The organism is Paenibacillus phocaeensis (assembly GCF_900021165.1).
GTDB lineage: Bacteria > Bacillota > Bacilli > Paenibacillales > Paenibacillaceae > Fontibacillus > Fontibacillus phocaensis.
In genome coordinates, this window is sequence record NZ_FCOQ01000013.1 from 13,030 (window position 1) to 33,331 (window position 20,302).

The window sequence follows — 20,302 nt, forward strand, 5'->3', positions numbered from 1 at the left end:
TTTATCCTATTCATCTCGCCGGTGATTTGCACAGGGCGAATGCCCGATCCTGGAAGAATGGAAGAAGCCGCCGTCCTCTCCCGGGGTGAAAGCCTATCTTAAGCGCACCGGAGATGCGGCGGCATATTCTGCTGTTGAGAGGAGTGGCGGAGCTTCATAAAGGAGGGGCAACCAAGGGATGAATTATCACGAAATCATCGCCGCCGTCGGAGAAGGCTCGGCGCATCCGGGGGGCTATCAGGGCACGGTCGATTTTATCCGAGAGGCCGGTATTTCCCCCGGTCTGCGAGTGCTGGAAGTGGGCTGCGGCACAGGCAGAACCGCCTGCCTGCTGGCGCAGCTGGGGGCACATGTTACCGCGATGGATCAAAGCGTCGCCATGCTGGAGAAGGCCGGGCAGCGGGCCCAGCGTCAACAGTTGCAAATCGAGTGGATTCAAGGCGATATTACCGCGATCCCGCTCAGATCGGACACCTACGAGGCGGTCCTTGCCGAGTCGGTGACGGTGTTCGCCGCTGATCCGGTTAAGGCGTTCCGCGAATATCACCGTGTTCTGCGCAAGGGCGGGCAGGTGTGGGACCGCGAGCTGTTCCGGACGCAGCCCCATCCGGCGCTGGAGCGGGAAATGCGCGAGCTGTACGGCAACCCGTACTTGCCTGATGCTGGCGCCTGGATGCGAATGCTGCAGGACGCCGGCTTCCGGAGCGTTCGGCAGTGGGAGCCGGGGACCGGAACGAGCGGAGTTTCCTCCTTCGATTGGCAGAACGCCTGGGACCCGCATCGCATCCTGGACCTGGAGGCGCTGCAGGATCCCGCCGTCCGGACGTTCTTCAAAGAGAACGAGCGCTTCCTGCAGCGTTACCAGGCGCATCTGTCCTACGGCGTATTTATGGCCGAGAAATAATACTCCCTTCCGCAGCGCGGCTTCTCGCTTTCAGAAAGACGTTCAGTCGTTCGGAGAACAACCACATCGCTGCAGCCGACAACACGATATACAACGGGAAGACGCCGATCGACGTGTGAGAGGCCAGGAACCCGAGCAGCGGCGGCATAAACGTACTGCCGGTATAGGCCACGGCCATCTGATAACCCATGATGGTCTGGGATGACTGCTTCCCGAAGCGAACCGGGGTTTCATGCAGCATGCACGGATAGATTGGGGCCAGACCCAGTCCGATGACCAGAAGCCCGATCAGCGACAGGACCGCAGGCAGCGGCAGAATCAGCAACACCGCGCCAACCAGCGCCGTGATTTGACCGGTGCGGATCATGACGCGGTTGCTTACTTTAAACGTCACGAATCCTGCGATGAAGCGCCCGACGGTGATGCCGGCGAAATACATCGACACCCAGCTGGCAGCGGTTCCCGCATCGATCCCTTTGATCCCCACGAGATAGCTGCTGCCCCATAGACCCACCGTCGCTTCCACCCCGCAATAGAATAGGAAAGAAACCAGCGCCAGCTTGACGCCGGGGATGCGCAGCGGTCTTACCGGGCCCGCGTCCGACTGGGCCGCTTCCTGTTCGCTGAGCTCTTCCTTCCGGGAATCGCCGGCGGCTTGTGCCACTCGGTCCCATAACGGGAGGGTGAAGAACAAGATCACGACCAGGGCGAATTGAATGATCGACACGGTGAAATAACCGTTGCGCCAGTGACCCCCGCCGGAGATGAACCCGGCCATAATGACCGGCCCCAGCGTCGCGCCGACGCCCCAGAAGCAGTGCAGCCAGCTCATATGATGCGCTTTATAATGCGCGGCCACGTAATTGTTGAGGCCGGCGTCAACCGATCCGGCGCCCAATCCAAGCGGGATCGCGCAGACGCCCAGCCAGAACACCGAGGGCGACGCCGAATAACCGAGCAGGGCCGCGGCCGTCATCAGACAGCTGATCAGAGTCACCTTCCCGATGCCAAACCGGCGCAGCACGGCACCGCTGGCCAAGCTCGATACGATCGTACCGGCGGCGACGATCATGTACAATACGCCGGCGGTTCCAAGCGGCGCTCCCAGGTCGCCCTGCATGATCGGCCAAGCCGAGCCCAGCAGCGAGTCGGGCAGCCCCAAACTGATGAAAGCCAAATAGATAATCAATAAAAAGAATGTCACCATGTTTTCGATCTCCTTCTTCCTTCTCCTATCCGATGCTTGTAATTAAGAGCTGAAGCCCCAGATGCGTAAGGCCGTTCAAATAATCGCGCCGCCAGTCGCTCATCATCAGCCGCGGGAGATGCTCGGCCGGAACGTAAAACGCGCTCCTTGCCTTGATGTCGTTCAACAAGGACACGCTGACTTCATCCTCGCAAAACACGATCGTATGCGGGTTAATCAGTGCAGTACAAGCCGCCACCAGCCGGCTGACCGCATCCGTTCCAGCGCCGCCAACCCTGGGCCGACCGCCCCCGATCAACGGCCCCGGCGCCAATGCCTGCCCGAAGTTCCGGTCTTCGTATTGAGGGAGGTAAGAGACCTCTCCCGAGAAGAACGTGCTGCCTCGAACGACATCGCCATTGATCAGGATCCCTGCCCCCGGGCCGTTCTGACCGAAATAGAGGTAGACCAGCGACGGGTTCTCGCTTGGATCCAGGTTGTTGTAATATCCCAACACCGCGGCGTTCATATCGTTCTCCACCACGGTTGGAAGCCCAAACCGCTTCTCCAGGGACCCCTTCAGGTCGAAGTTCTGGAACGCCTCGTGCTCAGGGATATGAATGACTCGCCCTTGATTAACTGACCCGGGGACCCCTACTGCCAGTGAACGGATCTTCGGATACCGCCTGATCTGCTCCTCGATCAATGCAGCCAGGCCGTGCCCCGCATCTCCCAACAGGCTAGCGGCTCGGCCTTCTTCCTTCACATCGCCGGAGCAGTTGTAGATGACGTAATTCGTTTCCGTCCGCTCCAGGAATACGGCAAGCCCCAGCATCACATCCGGATTATACACATACCGCTCCGCCCGTCTGCCGCCGCTCGAATCGTCCATTCCGATGGCCGTGATCTCCCCAGCCTCCTTCATCTCGGTCAAAAACTTGCTCACCGTCGGAAAGCTGACGCCCAGCTTCCCGCTCAGCTCCGCCTTCGTCGCGCTGCCCATCGTCAGCAAGGCGGAGCGGATTCCGCTGCGAATCACCTGCTTCATCTCTTTAGGGGTAGCCGGCATATCGGTCATCAAGACACCTCCGCCCACTTTTTAAACATCTTTAATAAGTCACCATCAGGGTACCACAACCCCCCGGGAAGAGGAAGGGGGTGGAAGAAATTTTCTGCCCCCTACGGCTCGTATTCGCTTAGCTTCCCTTCATAAACGAGCTGCAGCCGCTCGCATTGCCGGAAATCCTCCGGCGTCACCAGCGCAGGCAGCTTGTTCCACAGTTTAATGCCCGATCGCTCCAGGATCTCGGCCACGAACTGCGAGCAGAAATACGAGTTGCTGAATTCGATCGGCTCTTTCAAGGCGATGCCGATCACGCCGAGGATGTTGTACAAGAACTTCTGCCGTTTGCGGATGAACAGCTGAAGCACACGCTCCATTTTCTCCACCTCGCGCGGGCTGACTTTCAACTCGTAAATGACGCACGTCGTATTCGGATATTTGCTGAACGTGCCGGTCTTGATGTCCTCCTTCACAAATCCGCCGTTCAGCGGGTTGTTCGGATGCTTCCGCCCGAAGCTGTACAGCTCTGACAGCTCCCGGTTAAACGAGATCGAGGCATGATTGTAGGGGGCTCTGGTGTATCCCTTGATCACCTTGGTAAAGAGCGTACCCGTATTCGTGAGTAAAATAAACACCGAGCGATCCGCAGCCATCGACATCGACTTCCATTCCCCTTTATCCACAGTAGACTATTTGTAGACTATTGCTCCATAATAACATATGATTCCTTTGGCGGAATCTACCTCCTGAGGAAGTTGGGATTTAACATGTTGAACAACCTGCAATGGACGATGATCGTGATTTTCGTAGTCCTAGCTGTCATTCATATCATCTGTTTCATGCAAGACCGGAAGCACCCCGGCGAGGGGTATCCGGCCTTTCGGCAACGCCTGCGCACCTGGTGGGGCATGTGGCTGATCCTCTGCCTGGCGACCTTGTTTAATCCGGTCGTCTCGCTGCTGGCGGTGATGCTGCTGTCTTTTTTTGCGCTGAAAGAATACTTCTCCATGATCCGCTCCCGCAAATCCGAACGTCGGCTTTTCCTGTGGGCGTATCTGGCGATTCCGGTCCAATTTTACTGGATCCTGATCGAGTGGTACGGCATGTTTATCGTCTTCATTCCGGTGTACGTATTCCTGTTCCTGCCGCTTCCCCGCATGATCAATAAAGGAACGGCCGGGTTCCTGCGCAGCGTGAGCCGGGTCCAGTGGGGACTGATGCTGATGGTGTTCGGTCTGAGCCATCTCGCGTATTTTCCGTTCGCTACGCCGCCGTATGGTGCAGGGCTGGTGCTCTATCTGGTCGTGCTGACTCAGTTAAACGATATCGTCCATTATGCGGCTTCGTCGTACCTCGGCAAACGCAAGGTGGTGCCAACGGCCAATCCGTTCGTGACCTGGGAGGGATTCCTCTGTTCCTTTGCAGTGACGTCCATCGCGGCTTACTTCCTGGCTCCGGTCCTAACGCCGCTGGGCTCCTCGTTTGGCCTGTTCGCCGGCATGCTGATCGGGCTGGGCGGCTTTATCGGCAGCACCACCGTCTCCGTCCTGAAGCGAGATCTGCTCATTGGGGATGACGACAAGGCGCAGGCCTTGAGGAAGAGCTACCTGAGCCTGGTCGACGGTTTGACGTATACGTCGCCGGTCTTTTTTCACGTGACGCGGTATTTCTTTGATTTCATGTAGGGGGGATCGCCAGGGACCTTCGGACCCTCAACTCGTGGAATCTCCGCTGTTCAAGCTCCTCAAGCCCCGACGCATTCCCTATCTAAGTTTGCGCTGCTATCCGATCACCGAATCACTGCCAATTATTTAAACTGAAATTGCGCTTCAAGCGCGGCGCTCGCCGGGGGCAGCTCGATCCCTTGCTCCCAGAGCAGGATCGGCTCTTCCGGTGGCCCGTAATAGATCGCCCGAACGTCCGGGGACTTGCCCATCGCCTTCCGGTTCGCGCGGATCTGCTCAAGATTGAGGGTGTCGTACGTATTGGCAAGGGAAATGTCGGCGAATTTCCGCGTTTTGATCAGTGGACGCATCGGAACCAAGTATAAACGGTCGGCAGCCCATACCCCTTTGACCTGGTTAACCGTGTACCCGTCTGTCATTTTGACGTGATAGGCAATGTTTCCGTTCTGCAGTCGGCTTACCTCCGTGATCTGAATGACTTTCGAAGGAACCCGCGTGACATTCCATTCGGTTAAGCCGAGGTACCCCAGATAGAGCAAGGCGCAAGCGGCGGCGGCCAGAACAAAACCTTTGACGAAGGCAAACATCTTGGAGCGTTTCCAGGAGGCTTGAATTCGGCGCAACCCGTTTTCTTCCATTTGACGCGTACTTAGGCTCACCTCGGTATCCGGCAGGGTCAACGCGATATCCCGGTTCATTTGGTCCAGCCATTCCCGGCAATCGGCACATTCGGAAAGATGCTCCTCTACCAGGACACGAGAAGCCGGACTGCAGACCTTATCGTAATAGAGCGGCAGCAAATCCTGAATGACCTCGCAAGAGATCTGAGTCATGCTTCTTCCTCCCTCCATAATTCTCTGATTTTGTGCTTGGCGCGGTGAAAGGTCACCCGGGCCCAGCTCTCCGTTCTTCCGAAGATTTGAGCGATCTGATCGAACGATAATTCCCCGAAAACCCTCAGCATGAACACCTCCTTATAGGGCTCGTCCAAGCTATGCAGCAGCTTATGCAAACGAAGGGCATCCGCTTTGTCAACTAGCCGCTCCTCGAAGCTGCTCCCTCCATCTGCCCATTCCTGCCCGCCCTCTGGTTCCAGCCTTCGCTGCTTGTCCAAATAAGTGAAATAGGTGTTCTTCGCAATTTGGCACAGCCATACGCTGATTTTGCTGGCTCTTTGGAACCGGTCAAGCTGCTGGAGCGCTTTGAAGAACGTCTCCTGCGTAATCTCCTCCGCCACCTGTTCATTTCGACTTAACGACAAGACAAATCGGTATACGTCCCGGAAATAGGCATCATAAATTTGTTCAAGTTCAATTTCAAGTTCGTCCAAGGATTCACCACCTTACCTAACATAAGACTCGCGGATTGCGATTTCGTTACAAGCTAGGGGGCGATTCTGTTCGTGCCTTTGGTGTCTCTCAGGCTGCCTTTGCACGATTATCCCCTTCATTCAGGGGCAGGGTGGGCAGGAGGGGCAGGGGACTGGAGGGGCAAGGTCCGGAGGGCAAGGGGCCGGAGTTAGGCGAGTTCTTCTCCAGTTCTCGCAACCTGATCAAGGGGGATAATCATGCAAAGTGTCCCCCTCAAATTACTTTCTGACATCAAAAAGCAGCCCCCTTCGAACGTAAATCGTCCTCAGGGAAGCTGCTTTGAGGCCCATGCTTGCGACTACGGGTTGATAATTCACTAATCTGGTCGTCCGTCAGACCCACCAGGTCTCCTTCGGGTAGGTCGGGTCCCCGATATAGACCGGTTCGCCGATCTTCGGCGTGGTGACAGACACGCCCTGGCGTTCGGCCTCCGCGGTCGCGCGGCGGACCGGATCATTCCAATCGTGCAGCGACAAGGTGAATGCCCCCCAATGAATCGGCAGAAGCAAGCTGCCTTGAACGTCCCTATGGGCCTGGACGGTCTGTTCCGGCAGCATATGGATGTCGCTCCAGCGCGGGTCATATTGACCGCATTCCATCAAGGTCAGATCAAAGGGGCCATACTTCCCGCCGATCTGCTTGAAATGCGGACCATACCCGCTGTCCCCGCTGAAGAAGACCTTCCGCTCCGGCGAGGCGATCACCCAGGAGCACCATAAGGTGCCGTCCCGGTTCGTGAGCCCTCGGCCCGAGAAGTGTCGGGCCGGCGTGCAAGCCAGCCGCAAGCCGTTCCATTCGAGTTCCTCTCCCCAGTCATGCTCGCTGATCCGCTCCGGCGCCACGCCCCACCGCTCAAGGTGACTCCCCACGCCCAACGGGACGAAAAACCGCCCCACCTTATCCTTCAGCTTCTTGATCGTGCCGTAGTCCAAGTGATCGTAATGGTCGTGGGACAGCAGCACGGCATCGATCACCGGCAGGTCTTCCAGATCGAGCGGCAGTTGCCGGTTATACCGCTTGCCGCCAAAGGGAGGGACCGGCGTGGGCGAAGGTCCCAGCATCGGATCAAGCAAGAGGCGCTTCCCCCCAAGGTACAGCAGCAGCGCCGAGTGGCCCAGCCAAGCCACCCTGTCGCGGTCCCGATTCTCCAGCGCCTCGCGCCCCAACTGTTCAACCGGCAGCGTCCGATCCGGCCGGACCCGCGGATTGCCGCGCAGGTAATCCCGCAGCAATGACACCATATTGCCCGACGAAGGTTGGAACGAAGATGTCGGCTCCGTGTAGGCAAACTTTTTGCCTTGCCACTGAGGGGACTGCGCGTACCGCGCCCGGCGCGCGGGCGAAGCTTTCCCGCCGAAGGCCGGGTAGAACCTTAGAAACAGTATAATGCCAATGAGGGCAACCAAAACGATACCTAATGCTATATACATGTACAATACCGCCTTTTCCTGTATGAAGAGTGGATAATGGATGGATTCAATTCAATGAGAGTATACTGCAAGGCGAGGGGCATTGCCAAATAGGGTTGGATTGTGATGTGATTTCAATGGGTAGTGTGATCCAAGTAGAAAACGAAATAGACCGCCCCTTCACACCCAAGGAAGCGGTCTATTTCTGATCATTCAGCCCCAAGAATGGAGCCGAACGCCTATAGGCCTTATCTCGGATGCAGTGCCGAGGAGGTTAGCCGCATCCTGCCGAACTTATAATAGGCATAGTCGAAAGTTAGGCGGTTCACCGCACCCAGGTCACGATATCGTCCAGCGCTTGCCGCGATTTCGGACGCGGGTCTTTCACGCGGTAGCCAAAAGCAGCGAAGCAAGCGATGCCGAAGCGGTCATCTTCCAGCAAACCTTCTTCCCGAAGAATGTGCTCTGCCTTCTCCCGGTCAAACCCTTCGATCGGACAGGAGTCTACACCGATCAGAGCTGCGGCCGTCAGCATGTTGCCAAGTGCGATATACGCCTGTTTGCAAGCCCAGTCGAACATCGCGCGATCGCTCTCCAACAGATGGAAATCGGACTCTTGAAAAGTACGGTAATTGCTGTTCAACATCTGATCGACGACTTCTTCAGGGATGTGGTGAACCTCTTTCATCATATGAATGACGTAAGGAGCGTCATATCTCAGATCCTTCTTCGTGCGAGCCAAAATGACGACAAAATGGCTGGCCGTCGGCAGTTGCCCCTGAGCCCCCCAGGAGATGGCGCGCAGCTTCTCGCGGAGCTCCGGCTTCTGAAGGATGAGGAATTTCCACGGTTCCAGGCCTACCGAACTGGGCGACAACCGAGCGGCCTCCAAAATGAACCGGAAATCTTCCTCAGGAAGGGCCCGGTCGGGATCGAACTGCTTACAGGCATGCCGAAACTGATACGCCTCCAGGATTGCTTGTTTGACTTCGGCTTTGTCTAATTTAGAGATCAAGCTCATCACGTAAATTCACTCCTCTAAAGTTAAAATGTGGCCGGGTTCTTGCCGATTACGTCCCGCAGAACGTGCGGTACGGCCGGTCGCAAGCCTCCGGGAGTTCCGCGTATTCCGCCTGCTCCGGCGTATGGGCGAAAGGTTGCTCCAACGCTTGCAGCAGGCGTTCCATCACGCTATAATCGTCCCGCTCCACGGCGGCTTCGAGCGCCTCCTCCACCCGGTGGTTGCGCGGAATCACCGCCGGGTTACTGCGGCGCATCAACTCGCGAGCCGCCTCTAGCGATTCGGTCTGCGCGGCGAGCCGCGCCTGCCAGCGCTGAAGCCAACCCGACCACTCGGGGGTGCCGGCCATCGGCGGCTCTTCCAGACGGCCAAACGTCAAGGCGAGGAACGTGTTGGTGAAATCGGCACGGTGCTGGTGCATCAGGTCGAGCAGGTCTTTGACGAGGGCGGCATCCTCCTCCTGTTCGCCGAACAAGCCCAGCTTCGACCGCAGGCCTTGCAGCCAGGCCGCTTCAAATTGCCAGGCGAAGCCATGAAGCGCCTCCTCGGCAAGCCGGACGGCCTGATCTTCCTCTTCGTGCAGCAGCAGCAGCAGGCTCTCGGCGAACCGGGACAAGTTCCATACCGCGATGGAGGGCTGATTGCCGTAGGCATATCGGCCATGACGGTCGATGGAACTGAACACGGTCGCGGGGTCGTACGCGTCCATGAAGGCGCAGGGCCCGTAGTCGATCGTCTCGCCGCTCAAGGCCATGTTGTCGGTATTCATCACGCCGTGGATGAATCCGACAAGCTGCCACTGGGCGATCAGCGCGGCTTGACGCTGGATCGCCTCCCGCAGAAGCGCCAGGTAGCGGCCGGACTCGCCGGTATCGGCGAGCTCGGCCAGCCCCGGGTAATGGCGCTGGATCACGTAGTCGGCGAGCGTGCGGACATCCGCCGGCTCGCCGAATTGCGCGGCGTACTGGAACGTGCCGACGCGCACGTGGCTGGCGGCTACGCGGGTGAGAATCGCCCCGCGTAAGCCCTGTTCGCGGACCACCGTCTCCCCGGTGGTCACCACCGCCAAGCTGCGGGTAGTCGGGATGCCCAGCGCGTGCATCGCCTCGCTGATGATGTACTCCCGCAGCATCGGGCCCAGCGCGGCGCGCCCGTCGCCGCCGCGCGAATACGGGGTCCGGCCGGAGCCCTTGAGCTGGATGTCGAAGCGATCGCCGCCAGGCGCGATCTGCTCGCCGAGCAGCAGGGCCCGGCCGTCCCCCAGCATCGTGAAATACCCGAACTGGTGGCCCGCATACGCCTGGGCCAGCGGCTCCGCCCCGGGCGGCAGCTCGTTGCCGGCGAAGACGGCCACGTTCTCCTCGCGGCGCAGCGCCGCGGGGTCCAAGCCAAGCTCCGCCGCCAGCTTGTCGTTCAGCACGGCCAGCTCGGGCGAGCGGACCGGCTTGGTCTCCTGCTTCGTGTAGAAGAACTCCGGCAAGCGGGCATACGTATTATCGAAATTCCATCCGGCTTGCAGATTTCCGTTTGATTGGCTCATCGGCTTCTCCTTCCTACTCGGTTATCGTCCCGGCGAAATCACCTGCAGGACGTGACGAATGTTACTTCATGGTGCGGGAGGGACGGGCTCCGCGGTACCCTCGTGCCTCCCGGGACGATTCGAACGTTTGCCACCAGGCTTCGGTTGGATACGGTTCGGATGCCCCGATTTGAACGGGTTCCCCCAGCTTGGGCGTCGTTAACGGAATCCCGCGCTGCTTGGCCTCCTCCGTTAGCTGACGAACCGGGTCGTACCAGCTGTGCATCGCCAGCGAAAAGGCGCCCCAATGAATCGGCATCAACACGTTCCCTCTGACCTCGAGGTGAGCCCGCGCCGTCTGCGCCGGGAACATGTGGATATCCCCCCACCGGTCGTCGTATTGGCCGCACTCCATGAAGGTGAGGTCGAACGGGCCGTATTTTTCACCAATTTCCTGAAAATGAGGGCCATACCCGCTATCCCCGCTAAAATAAACCCGCTTCTCCGGCGTGGCGATCACCCAGGAGCACCATAACCCGCCCCCGCCTTGCTTGAACAGACTCCGCCCCGAAAAATGCCGGGCCGGCGTACACGCCAACCGAACGCCTTGGAGCTCCAGCTCCTCCCACCAATCGGTTTCTTCGATCTGTCCGGGAGCCACTCCCCACCGTTCCAGGTGGCAGCGGATGCCGAGCGGCCCGATGAAGCGCCCCACCCGATCCTTCAATTGCCGAATGGTACCGTAATCTAAATGATCATAATGATCGTGGGACAGGACGATGGCATCGATCGGCGGAAGCTCATCCAGGCTGCCGAAGGGCAGCTCACGGTTGAATCTTTTGCCGCCTCCAATCGGCGAGGGGGCGTCACCCAGCATCGGGTCCAGCAACATCCGCACTCCCCCCATCTGCAGCAAAAGAGCGGAGTGGCCGAACCACACCACCGTATCGTCCTGCAACGCTTCGATCAACTGCCGAGTCAACTGGACCTGGGGCAGCGGGCGGTCCGGCTTCAACCGGGGTTTGCGCTGCACATATTCCCGCAAGGCCGTAATCCAGCTGCCCGGCGAAGGCGTGAACATTTTCGTCTCCAGCGGATATTGAAATTTCGTCCCTCTATAATTCGGTGACTTCCGGTAGCGCTTCATGTCTTCGGGCGAGGGCTTCCCGCCAAACGGAGGGTACAGCTTTTGGAACAAATCCATTCCAACGGCAAGGAGCACGACGAGACAAATCAGGACAAATAACCCCATCATCGGGGGACCACCTCCACTGAATGAATGACTTTCATCCAGGAAGGTTGTGCCAAATCCCGGGGATTTATGCAATAGACGGAGTTGCTGCGAGCTACTGCTACTGCTGCTGCTGCAATCCTCGCTCCTGACGATAAGCCTCAATCCGCTCCCGGTTGTTCGCGTCGATCCGCAGCGAGATGCCCCGACAGTTGAGGACGATGCCATCCATGTTTCCGGACACCGCCAGCAGGTCGTCGTAAGCCGCGATGTTGCTGCTCCAGGTCGTTTTGTCGTACACCTTCTCGAACTCCGGCCAATCCGTAAACGCCGGGAGCCAAGCCGAGCCGTCCTCCGCGCTTAGCACGCCAAATTGAAGCATCGTCCCTTGCTTCAACGTCTTCACGCCTTGCTCATTCGCAGGCGAAGGATCGGATTCCTTCAATTGCATGGGCAGCAGAAACCTCGCCTGCAGAATTTCATCAAGCATCTCCGCCTCCAGCGCATTCAGCTCCCGCCCGCGGGCTTCCTGGTCGTTCGTTGGCGCATGCAGCGTCTGGAAGAACCGGATCATCGCCCGCTGCAGCCCCGGATTCGTCACGGGAATGCTGATCTCCGGCGTCCCGGTCCAATCCGGCGGCGGCAATACATCGTCACGGTTCAACTCGATATGATATTGCCCGTTATCCACGAGAACCTTCGGCAACCCCCAAATATGAAGCTGCCCAAACGTCTTCAGCACGTCCTCCCCGCCGATCGGTTTCATCTCCAGCATCAAAAACTGCTGCCGAAAATAATCCTCCGCGTTCGCGGCATACGCCTTCTGCGAGAACATCCACACCCGATCTTCCCCGTCCACGTAGGGATATCCGGTCGTCTGGTCGCAAGCGAGGTACAGCGCGTCGGCATTTTTTATTTTTTCAGACAGCTCGCCCGTAAAGACCTTTATTCGTTCATCCAAATATACGTCCGGAAAAGCCTCCTCCGCCTTAAACCGCTTGGCCGTATGCACCAAGAAAATCAGCTCCTGAATCTCCAGCCCGCCAAGCTCCTCACGCGAAATCTCCGGCGTTAACAGAAACCTCCGCCCGATTTCGTCCTTCCGTTCCTCGTTCATCTGGCACCCCATTTCGCACATTGTTTGTATCTAGTATAGCTTATAACGATGTCGAGAAAGTAAATGATTGGTATAATAATTTCAATGATGAAAGGAGGAATGATTTGTGAATGACGATCATGGAAAACCCTTCTCCCATTCGGCCGACCCACATGGTGCAAAGGCTCATTTTGATACGGATGAACGAAAAACACGCTCCACGGGTGTGCCCGGGTTTTGGCGACAAACCACAAACCTGCTGATTTTAGCCGGGGTCATTGCTGTAATTATTTTGATAAGCAGAATGCTATAGACGAACATACAAATGGGGGGCTGATTGAATGCATAAATACAGCCATATCAGTCGAGTATCATTCTTCCAAGTTGGACTGAACGACGAGTGTGAAGGGGGAAGTTATTTATGGATTTGCGTCTGAAGTTTAACGAAGACGTCGTGAACTACGAGAAGATGCGCCCCACGTATGTGGAGGAGCTATTTCAGGATGTGATACGGTTTGCGGAACTGACCCCGAACAAACGGGCCCTGGAAGTTGGGATCGGGACGGGCCAAGCTACCCTCCCTTTTTTGAACGCCGGCTGCGAGGTGACCGCTATCGAACTTGGGGCGAATTTGGCTAGGTTTTCAGCGGAGAAGTTCTCAAGGTTTCCTCATTTCAGCGTAATTCAGAGTGATTTCGAAAGCGTCCAATTGGAAGCAAATCATTATGATTTAGTCTACTCCGCCACGGCGTTCCACTGGATCCCGCAAGAGATTGGATACCCTAAAGTGCATCAACTCTTGCGAAGCGGAGGCGTTCTCGCCTTATTCTGGAATCGTCCGTTCCCGGCCCGGAAAGACGAGTTGCATGCAGCCATGCAGCGAATCTATGCAAAATATGCGCCCTCCTCGAAAGAACCTGCCCCACATACCGAACAGAAAAGCTTAGAAATGGTACATACCCTCGAACAATATGGTTTTGTCGATGCGAATTTCAAATTATATCATCACACCCGAACTTTTGACGCACCAAGCTATGTGGCCCTCCTCAATACGTATTCGGACCATCGGGCTTTCCCGGAGGAGCAACGCGTGCGTCTAGAACAGGAGATGATCGAGGCCATCAACCATTACGGCGGCAAGGTTAACTTACACGATACCCTCGATTTGTACTTAGCCAGGAAGCCGTAGCGGATTAGGGAAAGGACGACGACAGTTGAAACGGAGATTGATCCTCATAACGATTGTGTTAGGCGTTAGTGCCATTATTCTTTTCCTATACTTGTACCCTCAGCTCGTCAGAAACACAAAATATGATCTTCAGCTCGGATACGTCCAAAATCAGGAGTTCGCGAGAATGAATGATCCTTCGAATCGCTTTAAAAATAACGCCAGACTCGTCGCCATGGCCATCTACCCGGACAAGAAAGAAAGTCTGCGTCAAGCTCAGTTATACGTAACCAAACGCGGAGACAGCGAAATTCTTCAAGTTCAAAAAGAAAGAGAAACGGCTGACTTAGCGGCCTTTGAAATGCGGCTCAAAAATTTGGAGTGGGAGCCTGGGGAGTATACGCTGTACTTCAAACGCGGATGGGATATTCAGATGAAGCTTGATTTTACGTTGGAGTAAATCAGGCTTTTTTCGATTAGCTTCAGCGATCCTTATCAAATTCTTAGAATTGACTCGTACACTAGGTTCCAGAACAAACGAAAAGGATGAAGAAGCATGAACAACCCCCTTATTCTGCAGACTCGGAACCTATGCAAAACCTTCAAGAAGCAGCAAGCGGTCAACAACGTTTCCCTCTCCATTCAGGAGAACTCCGTTTACGGGCTGCTTGGTCCCAACGGAGCCGGTAAATCCACCCTGCTGAAAATGCTGACCGGCATGCTGCGCCCGACTTCCGGCGACATTCTATTTCAGGGGGCCCCCTGGTCGCGTGAGCATTTAACCCACATTGGCGCTCTGATTGAGTCGCCTCCGCTTTACGAAAATTTAACGGCCCGTGAAAATCTCAAAGTGCGGACAACCCTTCTCGGTCTACCGGAGTCACGGATTGACGAAGTGTTGCAAACCGTCGGATTAACGAACACCGGAAGAAAACGCTCCGGCCAGTTCTCCATGGGGATGAAGCAACGGCTAGGTATCGCTATTGCCCTGCTGCAACGCCCCAAGCTGCTGATTCTGGACGAGCCGACCAACGGCCTCGACCCGTTCGGCATTCAGGAGTTGCGCGAGTTGATCCGCTCTTTTCCGGAACAGGGAATCACCGTCATTCTATCCAGCCATGTGTTACCCGAGGTAGAGCAGATCGCGGATCATATCGGCATCATTTCGGGAGGCGTTCTGGCTTATCAAGACGTGGTCACCCCCGGTGAAAGTTTAGAGTCGTTATTTATGCAAATTGCTCGGGAATACCGGAAAGGGGGCGAATAGGATGACGGTCTGTATTCGTGCGGAGTGGTTGAAAATCAAACGAACGTTTACGAAAAAGCTGATCTGGCTGGCCCCCCTTCTCACTTTGCTGCTATGCGCAGGACTGATGGCCGGCTCCTTCTTTCAGATCGCCAGCTACAATTGGTGGTATACGATGCTGCTCCCCGGGGGACTTACGCTGATGTGTGCCGGCGTCGTTCAGAAGGATGGGAAGAAGCTGAAATACCGCGCCGTGCTTGGACTTCCTATCCCCCCGCACCATATCTGGCTCGGCAAAATCGGAGTTGTCGCGGGCATGCTCTTCGCCTCCGCTCTCATCCTGTTCATCGGCGTCACGCTCAGCGGTTTGGTTTTCCCGGCCGGCCTGACTTTGGCGGACAGCGCAGCGGGCAGCTTGCTGCTGTTTCTCACCTTTCTCTGGCAGATCCCGCTCTGCCTGTACTTGACGGACCGGATCGGTATGCTTGCGACCCTGATCTTGAACCTGCTCGGCAACGTAGCCTGCAACATCCTGTTTGCCGCTCAAGATAGCTGGTGGTCGGTTCCTTACGCGATCCCTTCCCGGCTCATGTGCGCTACGATCGGCGTACTTCCGAACGGTCTTCCGGTTCCGGCGGGCCATGCCTTGTCGGACAAAAGCGTTATCCTGCCAGGTGTGTTGATCACGCTGGGGTTATTCTTCCTGCTGGCTTTACTGACTACGCTGTCTTTTCGCAACCGGGAGGCCAGGTAATATGCTCATGTACTTCCGCAGTCTCCGATCGGAGCTCATCAAACTGAGAAGGCAACCGATGCTGTGGGTGCATCTCCTCGTCCCGCTGGCGGGGATCGGCATTTTCCTGGGTTATTATGCCTATACTCCCTTCTTGCCGGCCTCTAAGGTCAGCGGCTATTTGCAGGTGCTGGCCATCGCTTATCCTACCCTGATCGGGATGGTGTGCGCCATCGCCACCGATCAGGAGGCTGCCGCAGGTCGGTACCAACAGCTATTAACTTTGCCGAGCCGACTTGTCCCCCTCGCCAGCAAGCTGACCTTGCTTCTGATTCTGGGCTTGGGCAGTACGTTGTTGGCCGCCGCAGGGTTCGGAGCCGGCTTCCTGTATCTGTTAAATCAACCTCTTTATTCGCTTGAGTTCTACGTGAAGGCCGCCGGCATCTTGTTCGGCAGTTGCATTTTTCTCTATGCACTGCACTTGTATGTGAGCCTGCGATTCGGCAAAGCCGCTTCCATCGGTTTGGGGATCCTGGGGAGCCTGATTGCGGCCCTGCTGCTCACCGGCCTCGGCGATCGGAACTGGATCTACATCCCCTACGCCTGGGCGGCCCGGTTTATCACCCTCTGGATGCAATACGGGAGCACGGGAGTTCGCGCGATTCCGGCAGAACAATGGGCTTGGCCGGGGATTCTCTGCTGCCTAAGTGGAACGGTCGCAATCATGGTATTATTAGGAGGTTGGTTCCGGCGCTGGGAAGGAAAGAAGTCGCTGGAATAAAAGCCGCTAGGCAAAGGAAGTGATTTACCTTGGCTAACCTGCTTGCTGTAGACGATGATCCCGCCGTACTGGCTTTACTTCGCAATATTTTGCAAAAAGAAGGGCATATCGTCACAACCCTCTCCACTCCCTCCGAGGTGCCGGGTCTGCAACTGGGCCAGTACGACCTCATTCTGTTGGACGTGATGATGCCGGAACTCGACGGGTTCGCCCTCTGCCGGCAAATTCGCGGCAAGGTAGACTGCCCGATTCTGTTCCTGACTGCCAAATCCATGGAGAATGATGTGGTGGAAGGCCTGGCCATCGGAGCGGACGATTATATCGTCAAGCCGTTTGGGGCAGGGGAGTTACGCGCGCGCATTGGCGCTCATCTCCGCCGGGAGAGCCGGGAACGACGTACCATCCACTGTGTCGGGGAAGTTCACTTTAACTTGTCGGGCAAGGAGATCCGCGTGCAAGATACGGTCATCGCGCTAACCAAAAGCGAATATGCCATCTGCGAGTTTTTGGCGTTAAACCGGGGGCAGGTGTTCTCGAAGGATCAGATCTATGAATCCGTTTTTGGATTTGACGGAGAGAGTGAGGCTTCCACCATTGTGGAGCATGTTAAGAATATTCGGGCCAAATTGAGCCGAATGCATGTCGCTCCGATCGAAACCGTGTGGGGGATAGGATACCGATGGAAATAACCCGCGTAAAGTCAGAACCTAAATTAACCAAGCTGCGTACGTTGTTCCTCAGATATCTAGCTGCTTTTTGTCTGGGAACGATCGGGATCGTTCTGTTGCTGACCCTGATCTTGATGAGGTTGATGTTCACCGGAGCTGTTCTTCCGGCGAATTATGCCGAGAAGCAGGTGATAGAGGCGAAGAACCAGATCATGCAGGGGCAGATGCCCCCGTTAGACACCTCGTCTGCATTGTACAAATATGCAAAATACACGCTGGATGGGAGGCTGCTGGAACACAGTTTAACCGCCGAGCAAGGAAATGCGGCGTGGAAGCAGCTGGAGGGAAGTCTGTCTTCGTATACCTATCCCTATTCCTATATGAAAGTCACCTATGGCGAAGAAGTCTATATTTTCCGATACTCCATTGTCGCCCGATTTAGCGATGCTACGCTGCGCCGTGTTCTGCCCGGTGTAGAATTGACTTTTATCGTCCTGTTCTGTGTCCTTTTTCTAATAGGGACCAGCTTGTTGGCCTCTTCGTTCGGTCGGAAGCTAGCCCGCAAAATGAACGGGCTGCAGGAAGCAACCCGGCGAATTCAGGAGCAGGAGCTGGACTTCTCGATGCAATACAGCGGGATTGCCGAGATTGACCGGGTGCTCCGGTCCGTGGATCAGATGAAGGATGCCCTGAAAAACTCGCTGGAGCAGCAATGGAACCTGGAGCGCAGCCGCCGGGCTCAAATCTCGGCGCTCGCCCATGATATCAAAACCCCGCTCACCATTGTTCGCGGCAATGTCGAGCTCCTCTCCGAAACGGATCAAACTGAGGAGCAGCGGGAGTACACCGATTATATCGCCCACAGCGCCCGCCAGATGGAAGCTTATATCAAGACCTTGATCGAAATGACGAACACGGAAACTGCCGCATCCTATCAGCCCGTCAACCTGGATCTGAAGGAGTTCATCCGCACGATCGAAGGGCAGGTGCAAGCTTTGGCTGCCGTCAAAGAGCTCTCCCCGGTCGTCACTGCTCAGGGCTTGCCGGACAAGTTGTATGCCGATCCGGGCTTGTTGGAGCGGGCTCTCATGAACATCCTTGTTAACGCCATGGATCATGCCCCGGTAAAGAGCAAGATTACGTTATCGGTCGAAGCGGCGGACGATCGGATCCGATTCCGCGTGACCGACGAAGGTCCGGGCTTCTCGCCCGAAGCGCTCAAACATGCGGCCGAACAATTCTACATGGGCGACCCGTCCCGCCAATCCAACGGCCACTACGGCATGGGCCTCTATATCACTGAGTTTATTGCCCGCCTGCATGGGGGCGAACTGCTTATTGCTAATTCTGAGGTGACTGGCGGGGGTGAGGTGAGTGTTGCGGTGTCGGTGCGATTTTTGTNAGTGTTGAGGTGCCGGTGCGATTTTTGTGAAATTGTAAGCCTATTTAAAGGTAGGTTAAAGCACGGTTCAGGGCGAACCGCGCCAGGAATATTTATTATTGTAACGTACCGTTGCCTTTACCATTACCATCCGCATAGGCTTCAGCCAACATATACGCTACGCAAGCGCCTACCGCTGTAATGATACCCGTGATTTGAAGCGTTGTGTTTTCGGACGCACCCACAGCACCTAAAATAGATGTAGCAAGCGCAGCAATCAAAGCCCAAAACTTGCGTGACGACAACTTGGTTTTCCAATTGATCTTCATAGTTGCTTTCCCTCCCACTTTACCAGGACTGAACCAGGCCTACAGAAGGGAACTGTTTGCTGCCCTCCTACAGAACCTGAACTCCTAATAGAATAACAGAGCAAAGAATTCAGCCTGGTCATATTTTTTAATCCTATGGATTCATTTGCATAAAAAGCACCTCTCGGCGTGTCCTAGTAGCTATTGTGTTGTTGACTCTGTTGGAGGGTCCTCAACGTAGTTTTCCTGCACCCAATCAAATCCGCATACTCCGACCGTACCTGTGCTAGTTTTGTAAACATATTGCCCCGGAGCTGCTACAATAGTTGCCGTTCCATTTTTTTGTAATGGATTGGAGAACCCCTGTATTAGAAAAATCAACAAACTCATGAGCTTTGTACATAATCTTTGCTTCTAATCATTCTTATCATTGTCAACAACCTTCGTTTCAGAATTATTCCCCATAAATTGTGTAGGATACTGTTTGGTACGGACGCACAGCTGCTCCGTCTATTGTTAACTCGACACTGTTCGCTCCAAATGAAGCATACAGATACGCTCTTATTTCTTGCGATCCGTAAATCGGGCTAAATACAGACCCATCAAACGGATAATACTGAGCACCAGTTGTTGCGATGAGATTTACCATTAACCGATATCCATTACCGTTTTCGATATACCCATCTCTTACCAGTTCGACCTTAAGAATAATTAATTTTGGTGTAAAGACTAGATCAGATATTGTGCGCCGATCAAGAGTTCCCGTATATGCTAAAAAGCCTGTAGAACTTTTCATTCCTGTCACAATCTGCCCAATCTTCCCCGCCAGCCCCGCAAACGTATCGCTACCTGATGCCGGAACGCCTTTGCCAGTGATAGCGGCAGCGATCGCGTTTTTTCCATCACTGACATTTGTAAAAAGCTCGTTGATCGCGGTAACCGTATTGGTTTTGGCTGATGTGAGCAAAGAGGGCAGCGGGCCAACCGCGTTGTCGACGGTACTTTTCAATGCAATATCATCCGCTGCTGCAGGAGCTGCAACCTTTGCCCTGCCAGCTGCATCTTTGACGATTAGCCGATTAATCGCGGCCGTATCCAGTTCCTGCAAGGTTATTCCTTTTGCCATAGCGTTTTATCTCCCCTCTTATGACTTAGTGATGAGCATGGTCAGCTCAGCAATGGCTTGTTTCAGTTCGCTTACTTGTTCCGAGAGCGGCGGCTGGTAGACGAGTTCTTGCGGCTCTTCGCCCGACTGTCCGGGTTCGGTATAGGTAAATTCAAGCTCTTGCGTATCCGGGTTTACACGGTAGCCGCTGCACGCAATAAAGTCCTGCTTATATTGTCCAAGTTCCAAATGCAGCTCCCCGATGGTTTCACGATTACGTTCGGATAAAGTCTTGATATTCGTATAATCAAGTCCTATCCTGATTTCTTCATAATTATCTAGGCCGAAGATATGCGGTTCCCCAGAATCATATAAAACCGACCCAATTGCTTTATCATAATAAATTATTCTTGGGTATCGCTTCATTT

At 55.5% G+C, this 20,302-nt stretch carries 22 protein-coding genes; 10 read left to right on the top strand and 12 right to left on the bottom strand.

Going from position 1 to position 20,302, the window contains the following annotated elements:
* Window positions 1-178: 178 nt before the first annotated feature.
* A complete protein-coding gene (locus BN3795_RS07485) occupies window positions 179-904 on the top strand; it encodes a class I SAM-dependent methyltransferase (protein WP_068784096.1) in 726 nt (241 codons plus the stop codon).
* On the opposite strand, the gene BN3795_RS07490 is transcribed toward BN3795_RS07485, so the two are convergent.
* From BN3795_RS07490 to BN3795_RS07500, 3 genes are all read right to left on the bottom strand, one after another.
* On the bottom strand, window positions 888-2,111 hold the full coding sequence (locus BN3795_RS07490) for an MFS transporter (RefSeq protein ID WP_068784097.1): 1,224 nt from the start codon (window positions 2,109-2,111) through the stop codon (window positions 888-890). The two genes, BN3795_RS07485 and BN3795_RS07490, sit on opposite strands and share 17 nt — an antisense overlap.
* Window positions 2,112-2,136: 25 nt before the next feature.
* Window positions 2,137-3,168, bottom strand: coding sequence for an ROK family transcriptional regulator (locus BN3795_RS07495; protein ID WP_068784098.1), 1,032 nt, complete (start codon window positions 3,166-3,168; stop codon window positions 2,137-2,139).
* Window positions 3,169-3,269: 101 nt separating this feature from the next.
* A complete protein-coding gene (locus BN3795_RS07500) occupies window positions 3,270-3,806 on the bottom strand; it encodes a hypothetical protein (protein WP_068784311.1) in 537 nt (178 codons plus the stop codon).
* A gap of 117 nt (window positions 3,807-3,923) precedes the next feature.
* Here BN3795_RS07500 and BN3795_RS07505 point away from each other — a divergent pair, with 117 nt between their 5' ends.
* Complete coding sequence (locus BN3795_RS07505) at window positions 3,924-4,838, top strand: phosphatidate cytidylyltransferase (RefSeq protein ID WP_068784312.1); 915 nt, start codon at window positions 3,924-3,926, stop codon at window positions 4,836-4,838.
* 122 nt (window positions 4,839-4,960) lie between these two features.
* Here BN3795_RS07505 and BN3795_RS07510 read toward each other — a convergent pair whose 3' ends face one another.
* The 7 genes from BN3795_RS07510 to BN3795_RS07540 form a co-directional block, all read right to left on the bottom strand.
* Window positions 4,961-5,671, bottom strand: coding sequence for a zf-HC2 domain-containing protein (locus tag BN3795_RS07510; RefSeq protein ID WP_068784099.1), 711 nt, complete (start codon window positions 5,669-5,671; stop codon window positions 4,961-4,963).
* Complete coding sequence (locus BN3795_RS07515) at window positions 5,668-6,168, bottom strand: RNA polymerase sigma factor (RefSeq protein WP_110945075.1); 501 nt, start codon at window positions 6,166-6,168, stop codon at window positions 5,668-5,670. Before BN3795_RS07515 ends, BN3795_RS07510 begins: the two co-directional genes overlap by 4 nt.
* A gap of 372 nt (window positions 6,169-6,540) precedes the next feature.
* Window positions 6,541-7,638, bottom strand: a complete 1,098-nt coding sequence (locus BN3795_RS07520) for an MBL fold metallo-hydrolase (RefSeq protein ID WP_068784100.1) — start codon at window positions 7,636-7,638, stop codon at window positions 6,541-6,543.
* 304 nt (window positions 7,639-7,942) lie between these two features.
* Complete coding sequence (locus tag BN3795_RS07525) at window positions 7,943-8,638, bottom strand: NAD(P)H-dependent oxidoreductase (RefSeq protein ID WP_068784101.1); 696 nt, start codon at window positions 8,636-8,638, stop codon at window positions 7,943-7,945.
* 49 nt (window positions 8,639-8,687) lie between these two features.
* Window positions 8,688-10,178 carry a protein adenylyltransferase SelO gene (locus tag BN3795_RS07530; RefSeq protein ID WP_068784102.1) on the bottom strand — a complete coding sequence of 497 codons (1,491 nt, stop codon included), beginning with the start codon at window positions 10,176-10,178 and terminating at the stop codon, window positions 8,688-8,690.
* Between the two features lie 61 nt (window positions 10,179-10,239).
* Entirely contained in the window at window positions 10,240-11,412 is a 1,173-nt protein-coding gene (locus BN3795_RS07535) for an MBL fold metallo-hydrolase (protein WP_332835594.1), read from the bottom strand.
* A gap of 97 nt (window positions 11,413-11,509) precedes the next feature.
* Entirely contained in the window at window positions 11,510-12,505 is a 996-nt protein-coding gene (locus BN3795_RS07540; protein ID WP_232729877.1) for an SseB family protein, read from the bottom strand.
* 106 nt (window positions 12,506-12,611) lie between these two features.
* Here BN3795_RS07540 and BN3795_RS07545 point away from each other — a divergent pair, with 106 nt between their 5' ends.
* The 8 genes from BN3795_RS07545 (at window position 12,612) to BN3795_RS26310 (ending at window position 18,663) form a co-directional block, all read left to right on the top strand.
* Window positions 12,612-12,797, top strand: coding sequence for a hypothetical protein (locus BN3795_RS07545; RefSeq protein WP_068784103.1), 186 nt, complete (start codon window positions 12,612-12,614; stop codon window positions 12,795-12,797).
* Between the two features lie 108 nt (window positions 12,798-12,905).
* Window positions 12,906-13,673 carry a class I SAM-dependent methyltransferase gene (locus BN3795_RS07550; RefSeq protein WP_068784104.1) on the top strand — a complete coding sequence of 256 codons (768 nt, stop codon included), beginning with the start codon at window positions 12,906-12,908 and terminating at the stop codon, window positions 13,671-13,673.
* A gap of 166 nt (window positions 13,674-13,839) precedes the next feature.
* Entirely contained in the window at window positions 13,840-14,112 is a 273-nt protein-coding gene (locus tag BN3795_RS07555; protein ID WP_068784105.1) for a hypothetical protein, read from the top strand.
* A gap of 96 nt (window positions 14,113-14,208) precedes the next feature.
* Entirely contained in the window at window positions 14,209-14,919 is a 711-nt protein-coding gene (locus BN3795_RS07560) for a lantibiotic protection ABC transporter ATP-binding protein (protein WP_068784106.1), read from the top strand.
* A gap of 1 nt (window position 14,920) precedes the next feature.
* Complete coding sequence (locus BN3795_RS07565) at window positions 14,921-15,652, top strand: lantibiotic immunity ABC transporter MutE/EpiE family permease subunit (RefSeq protein ID WP_068784107.1); 732 nt, start codon at window positions 14,921-14,923, stop codon at window positions 15,650-15,652.
* Between the two features lies 1 nt (window position 15,653).
* The gene (locus BN3795_RS07570; RefSeq protein ID WP_068784108.1) at window positions 15,654-16,412 is read left to right on the top strand and encodes a lantibiotic immunity ABC transporter MutG family permease subunit; all 759 of its coding nucleotides are present in this window, start codon (window positions 15,654-15,656) and stop codon (window positions 16,410-16,412) included.
* 29 nt (window positions 16,413-16,441) lie between these two features.
* Complete coding sequence (locus tag BN3795_RS07575; protein WP_068784109.1) at window positions 16,442-17,101, top strand: response regulator transcription factor; 660 nt, start codon at window positions 16,442-16,444, stop codon at window positions 17,099-17,101.
* Window positions 17,102-17,757: 656 nt separating this feature from the next.
* Window positions 17,758-18,663, top strand: a complete 906-nt coding sequence (locus BN3795_RS26310) for a sensor histidine kinase (RefSeq protein ID WP_456319969.1) — start codon at window positions 17,758-17,760, stop codon at window positions 18,661-18,663.
* A gap of 560 nt (window positions 18,664-19,223) precedes the next feature.
* Here the strand turns inward: BN3795_RS26310 and BN3795_RS07585 are convergent.
* Together BN3795_RS07585 and BN3795_RS07590 are read right to left on the bottom strand one after the other, a co-directional pair.
* Window positions 19,224-19,895 (bottom strand): hypothetical protein, encoded by a 672-nt coding sequence (locus BN3795_RS07585; RefSeq protein ID WP_068784110.1) that lies wholly within the window; start codon window positions 19,893-19,895, stop codon window positions 19,224-19,226.
* Window positions 19,896-19,913: 18 nt separating this feature from the next.
* Window positions 19,914-20,300, bottom strand: a complete 387-nt coding sequence (locus tag BN3795_RS07590) for a hypothetical protein (protein ID WP_068784111.1) — start codon at window positions 20,298-20,300, stop codon at window positions 19,914-19,916.
* Window positions 20,301-20,302 lie beyond the last annotated feature (2 nt).

What these genes read in the sequence shown, in the direction of transcription:
- BN3795_RS07495 (WP_068784098.1), bottom strand. Translation starts at nt 3,168, where the DNA reads ATGACCGATATGCCGGCTACCCCTAAAGAGATGAAGCAGGTGATTCGC.
- BN3795_RS07485 (WP_068784096.1), top strand. Translation starts at nt 179, where the DNA reads ATGAATTATCACGAAATCATCGCCGCCGTCGGAGAAGGCTCGGCGCAT.
- BN3795_RS07560 (WP_068784106.1), top strand. Translation starts at nt 14,209, where the DNA reads ATGAACAACCCCCTTATTCTGCAGACTCGGAACCTATGCAAAACCTTC.
- BN3795_RS07525 (WP_068784101.1), bottom strand. Translation starts at nt 8,638, where the DNA reads ATGAGCTTGATCTCTAAATTAGACAAAGCCGAAGTCAAACAAGCAATC.
- BN3795_RS07530 (WP_068784102.1), bottom strand. Translation starts at nt 10,178, where the DNA reads ATGAGCCAATCAAACGGAAATCTGCAAGCCGGATGGAATTTCGATAAT.
- BN3795_RS07535 (WP_332835594.1), bottom strand. Translation starts at nt 11,412, where the DNA reads ATGATGGGGTTATTTGTCCTGATTTGTCTCGTCGTGCTCCTTGCCGTT.
- BN3795_RS07585 (WP_068784110.1), bottom strand. Translation starts at nt 19,895, where the DNA reads ATGGCAAAAGGAATAACCTTGCAGGAACTGGATACGGCCGCGATTAAT.
- BN3795_RS07550 (WP_068784104.1), top strand. Translation starts at nt 12,906, where the DNA reads ATGGATTTGCGTCTGAAGTTTAACGAAGACGTCGTGAACTACGAGAAG.
- BN3795_RS07520 (WP_068784100.1), bottom strand. Translation starts at nt 7,638, where the DNA reads ATGTATATAGCATTAGGTATCGTTTTGGTTGCCCTCATTGGCATTATA.
- BN3795_RS07570 (WP_068784108.1), top strand. Translation starts at nt 15,654, where the DNA reads ATGCTCATGTACTTCCGCAGTCTCCGATCGGAGCTCATCAAACTGAGA.
- BN3795_RS07510 (WP_068784099.1), bottom strand. Translation starts at nt 5,671, where the DNA reads ATGACTCAGATCTCTTGCGAGGTCATTCAGGATTTGCTGCCGCTCTAT.
- BN3795_RS07565 (WP_068784107.1), top strand. Translation starts at nt 14,921, where the DNA reads ATGACGGTCTGTATTCGTGCGGAGTGGTTGAAAATCAAACGAACGTTT.
- BN3795_RS07540 (WP_232729877.1), bottom strand. Translation starts at nt 12,505, where the DNA reads ATGAACGAGGAACGGAAGGACGAAATCGGGCGGAGGTTTCTGTTAACG.
- BN3795_RS07500 (WP_068784311.1), bottom strand. Translation starts at nt 3,806, where the DNA reads ATGGCTGCGGATCGCTCGGTGTTTATTTTACTCACGAATACGGGTACG.
- BN3795_RS07590 (WP_068784111.1), bottom strand. Translation starts at nt 20,300, where the DNA reads ATGAAGCGATACCCAAGAATAATTTATTATGATAAAGCAATTGGGTCG.
- BN3795_RS07490 (WP_068784097.1), bottom strand. Translation starts at nt 2,111, where the DNA reads ATGGTGACATTCTTTTTATTGATTATCTATTTGGCTTTCATCAGTTTG.
- BN3795_RS07555 (WP_068784105.1), top strand. Translation starts at nt 13,840, where the DNA reads ATGAATGATCCTTCGAATCGCTTTAAAAATAACGCCAGACTCGTCGCC.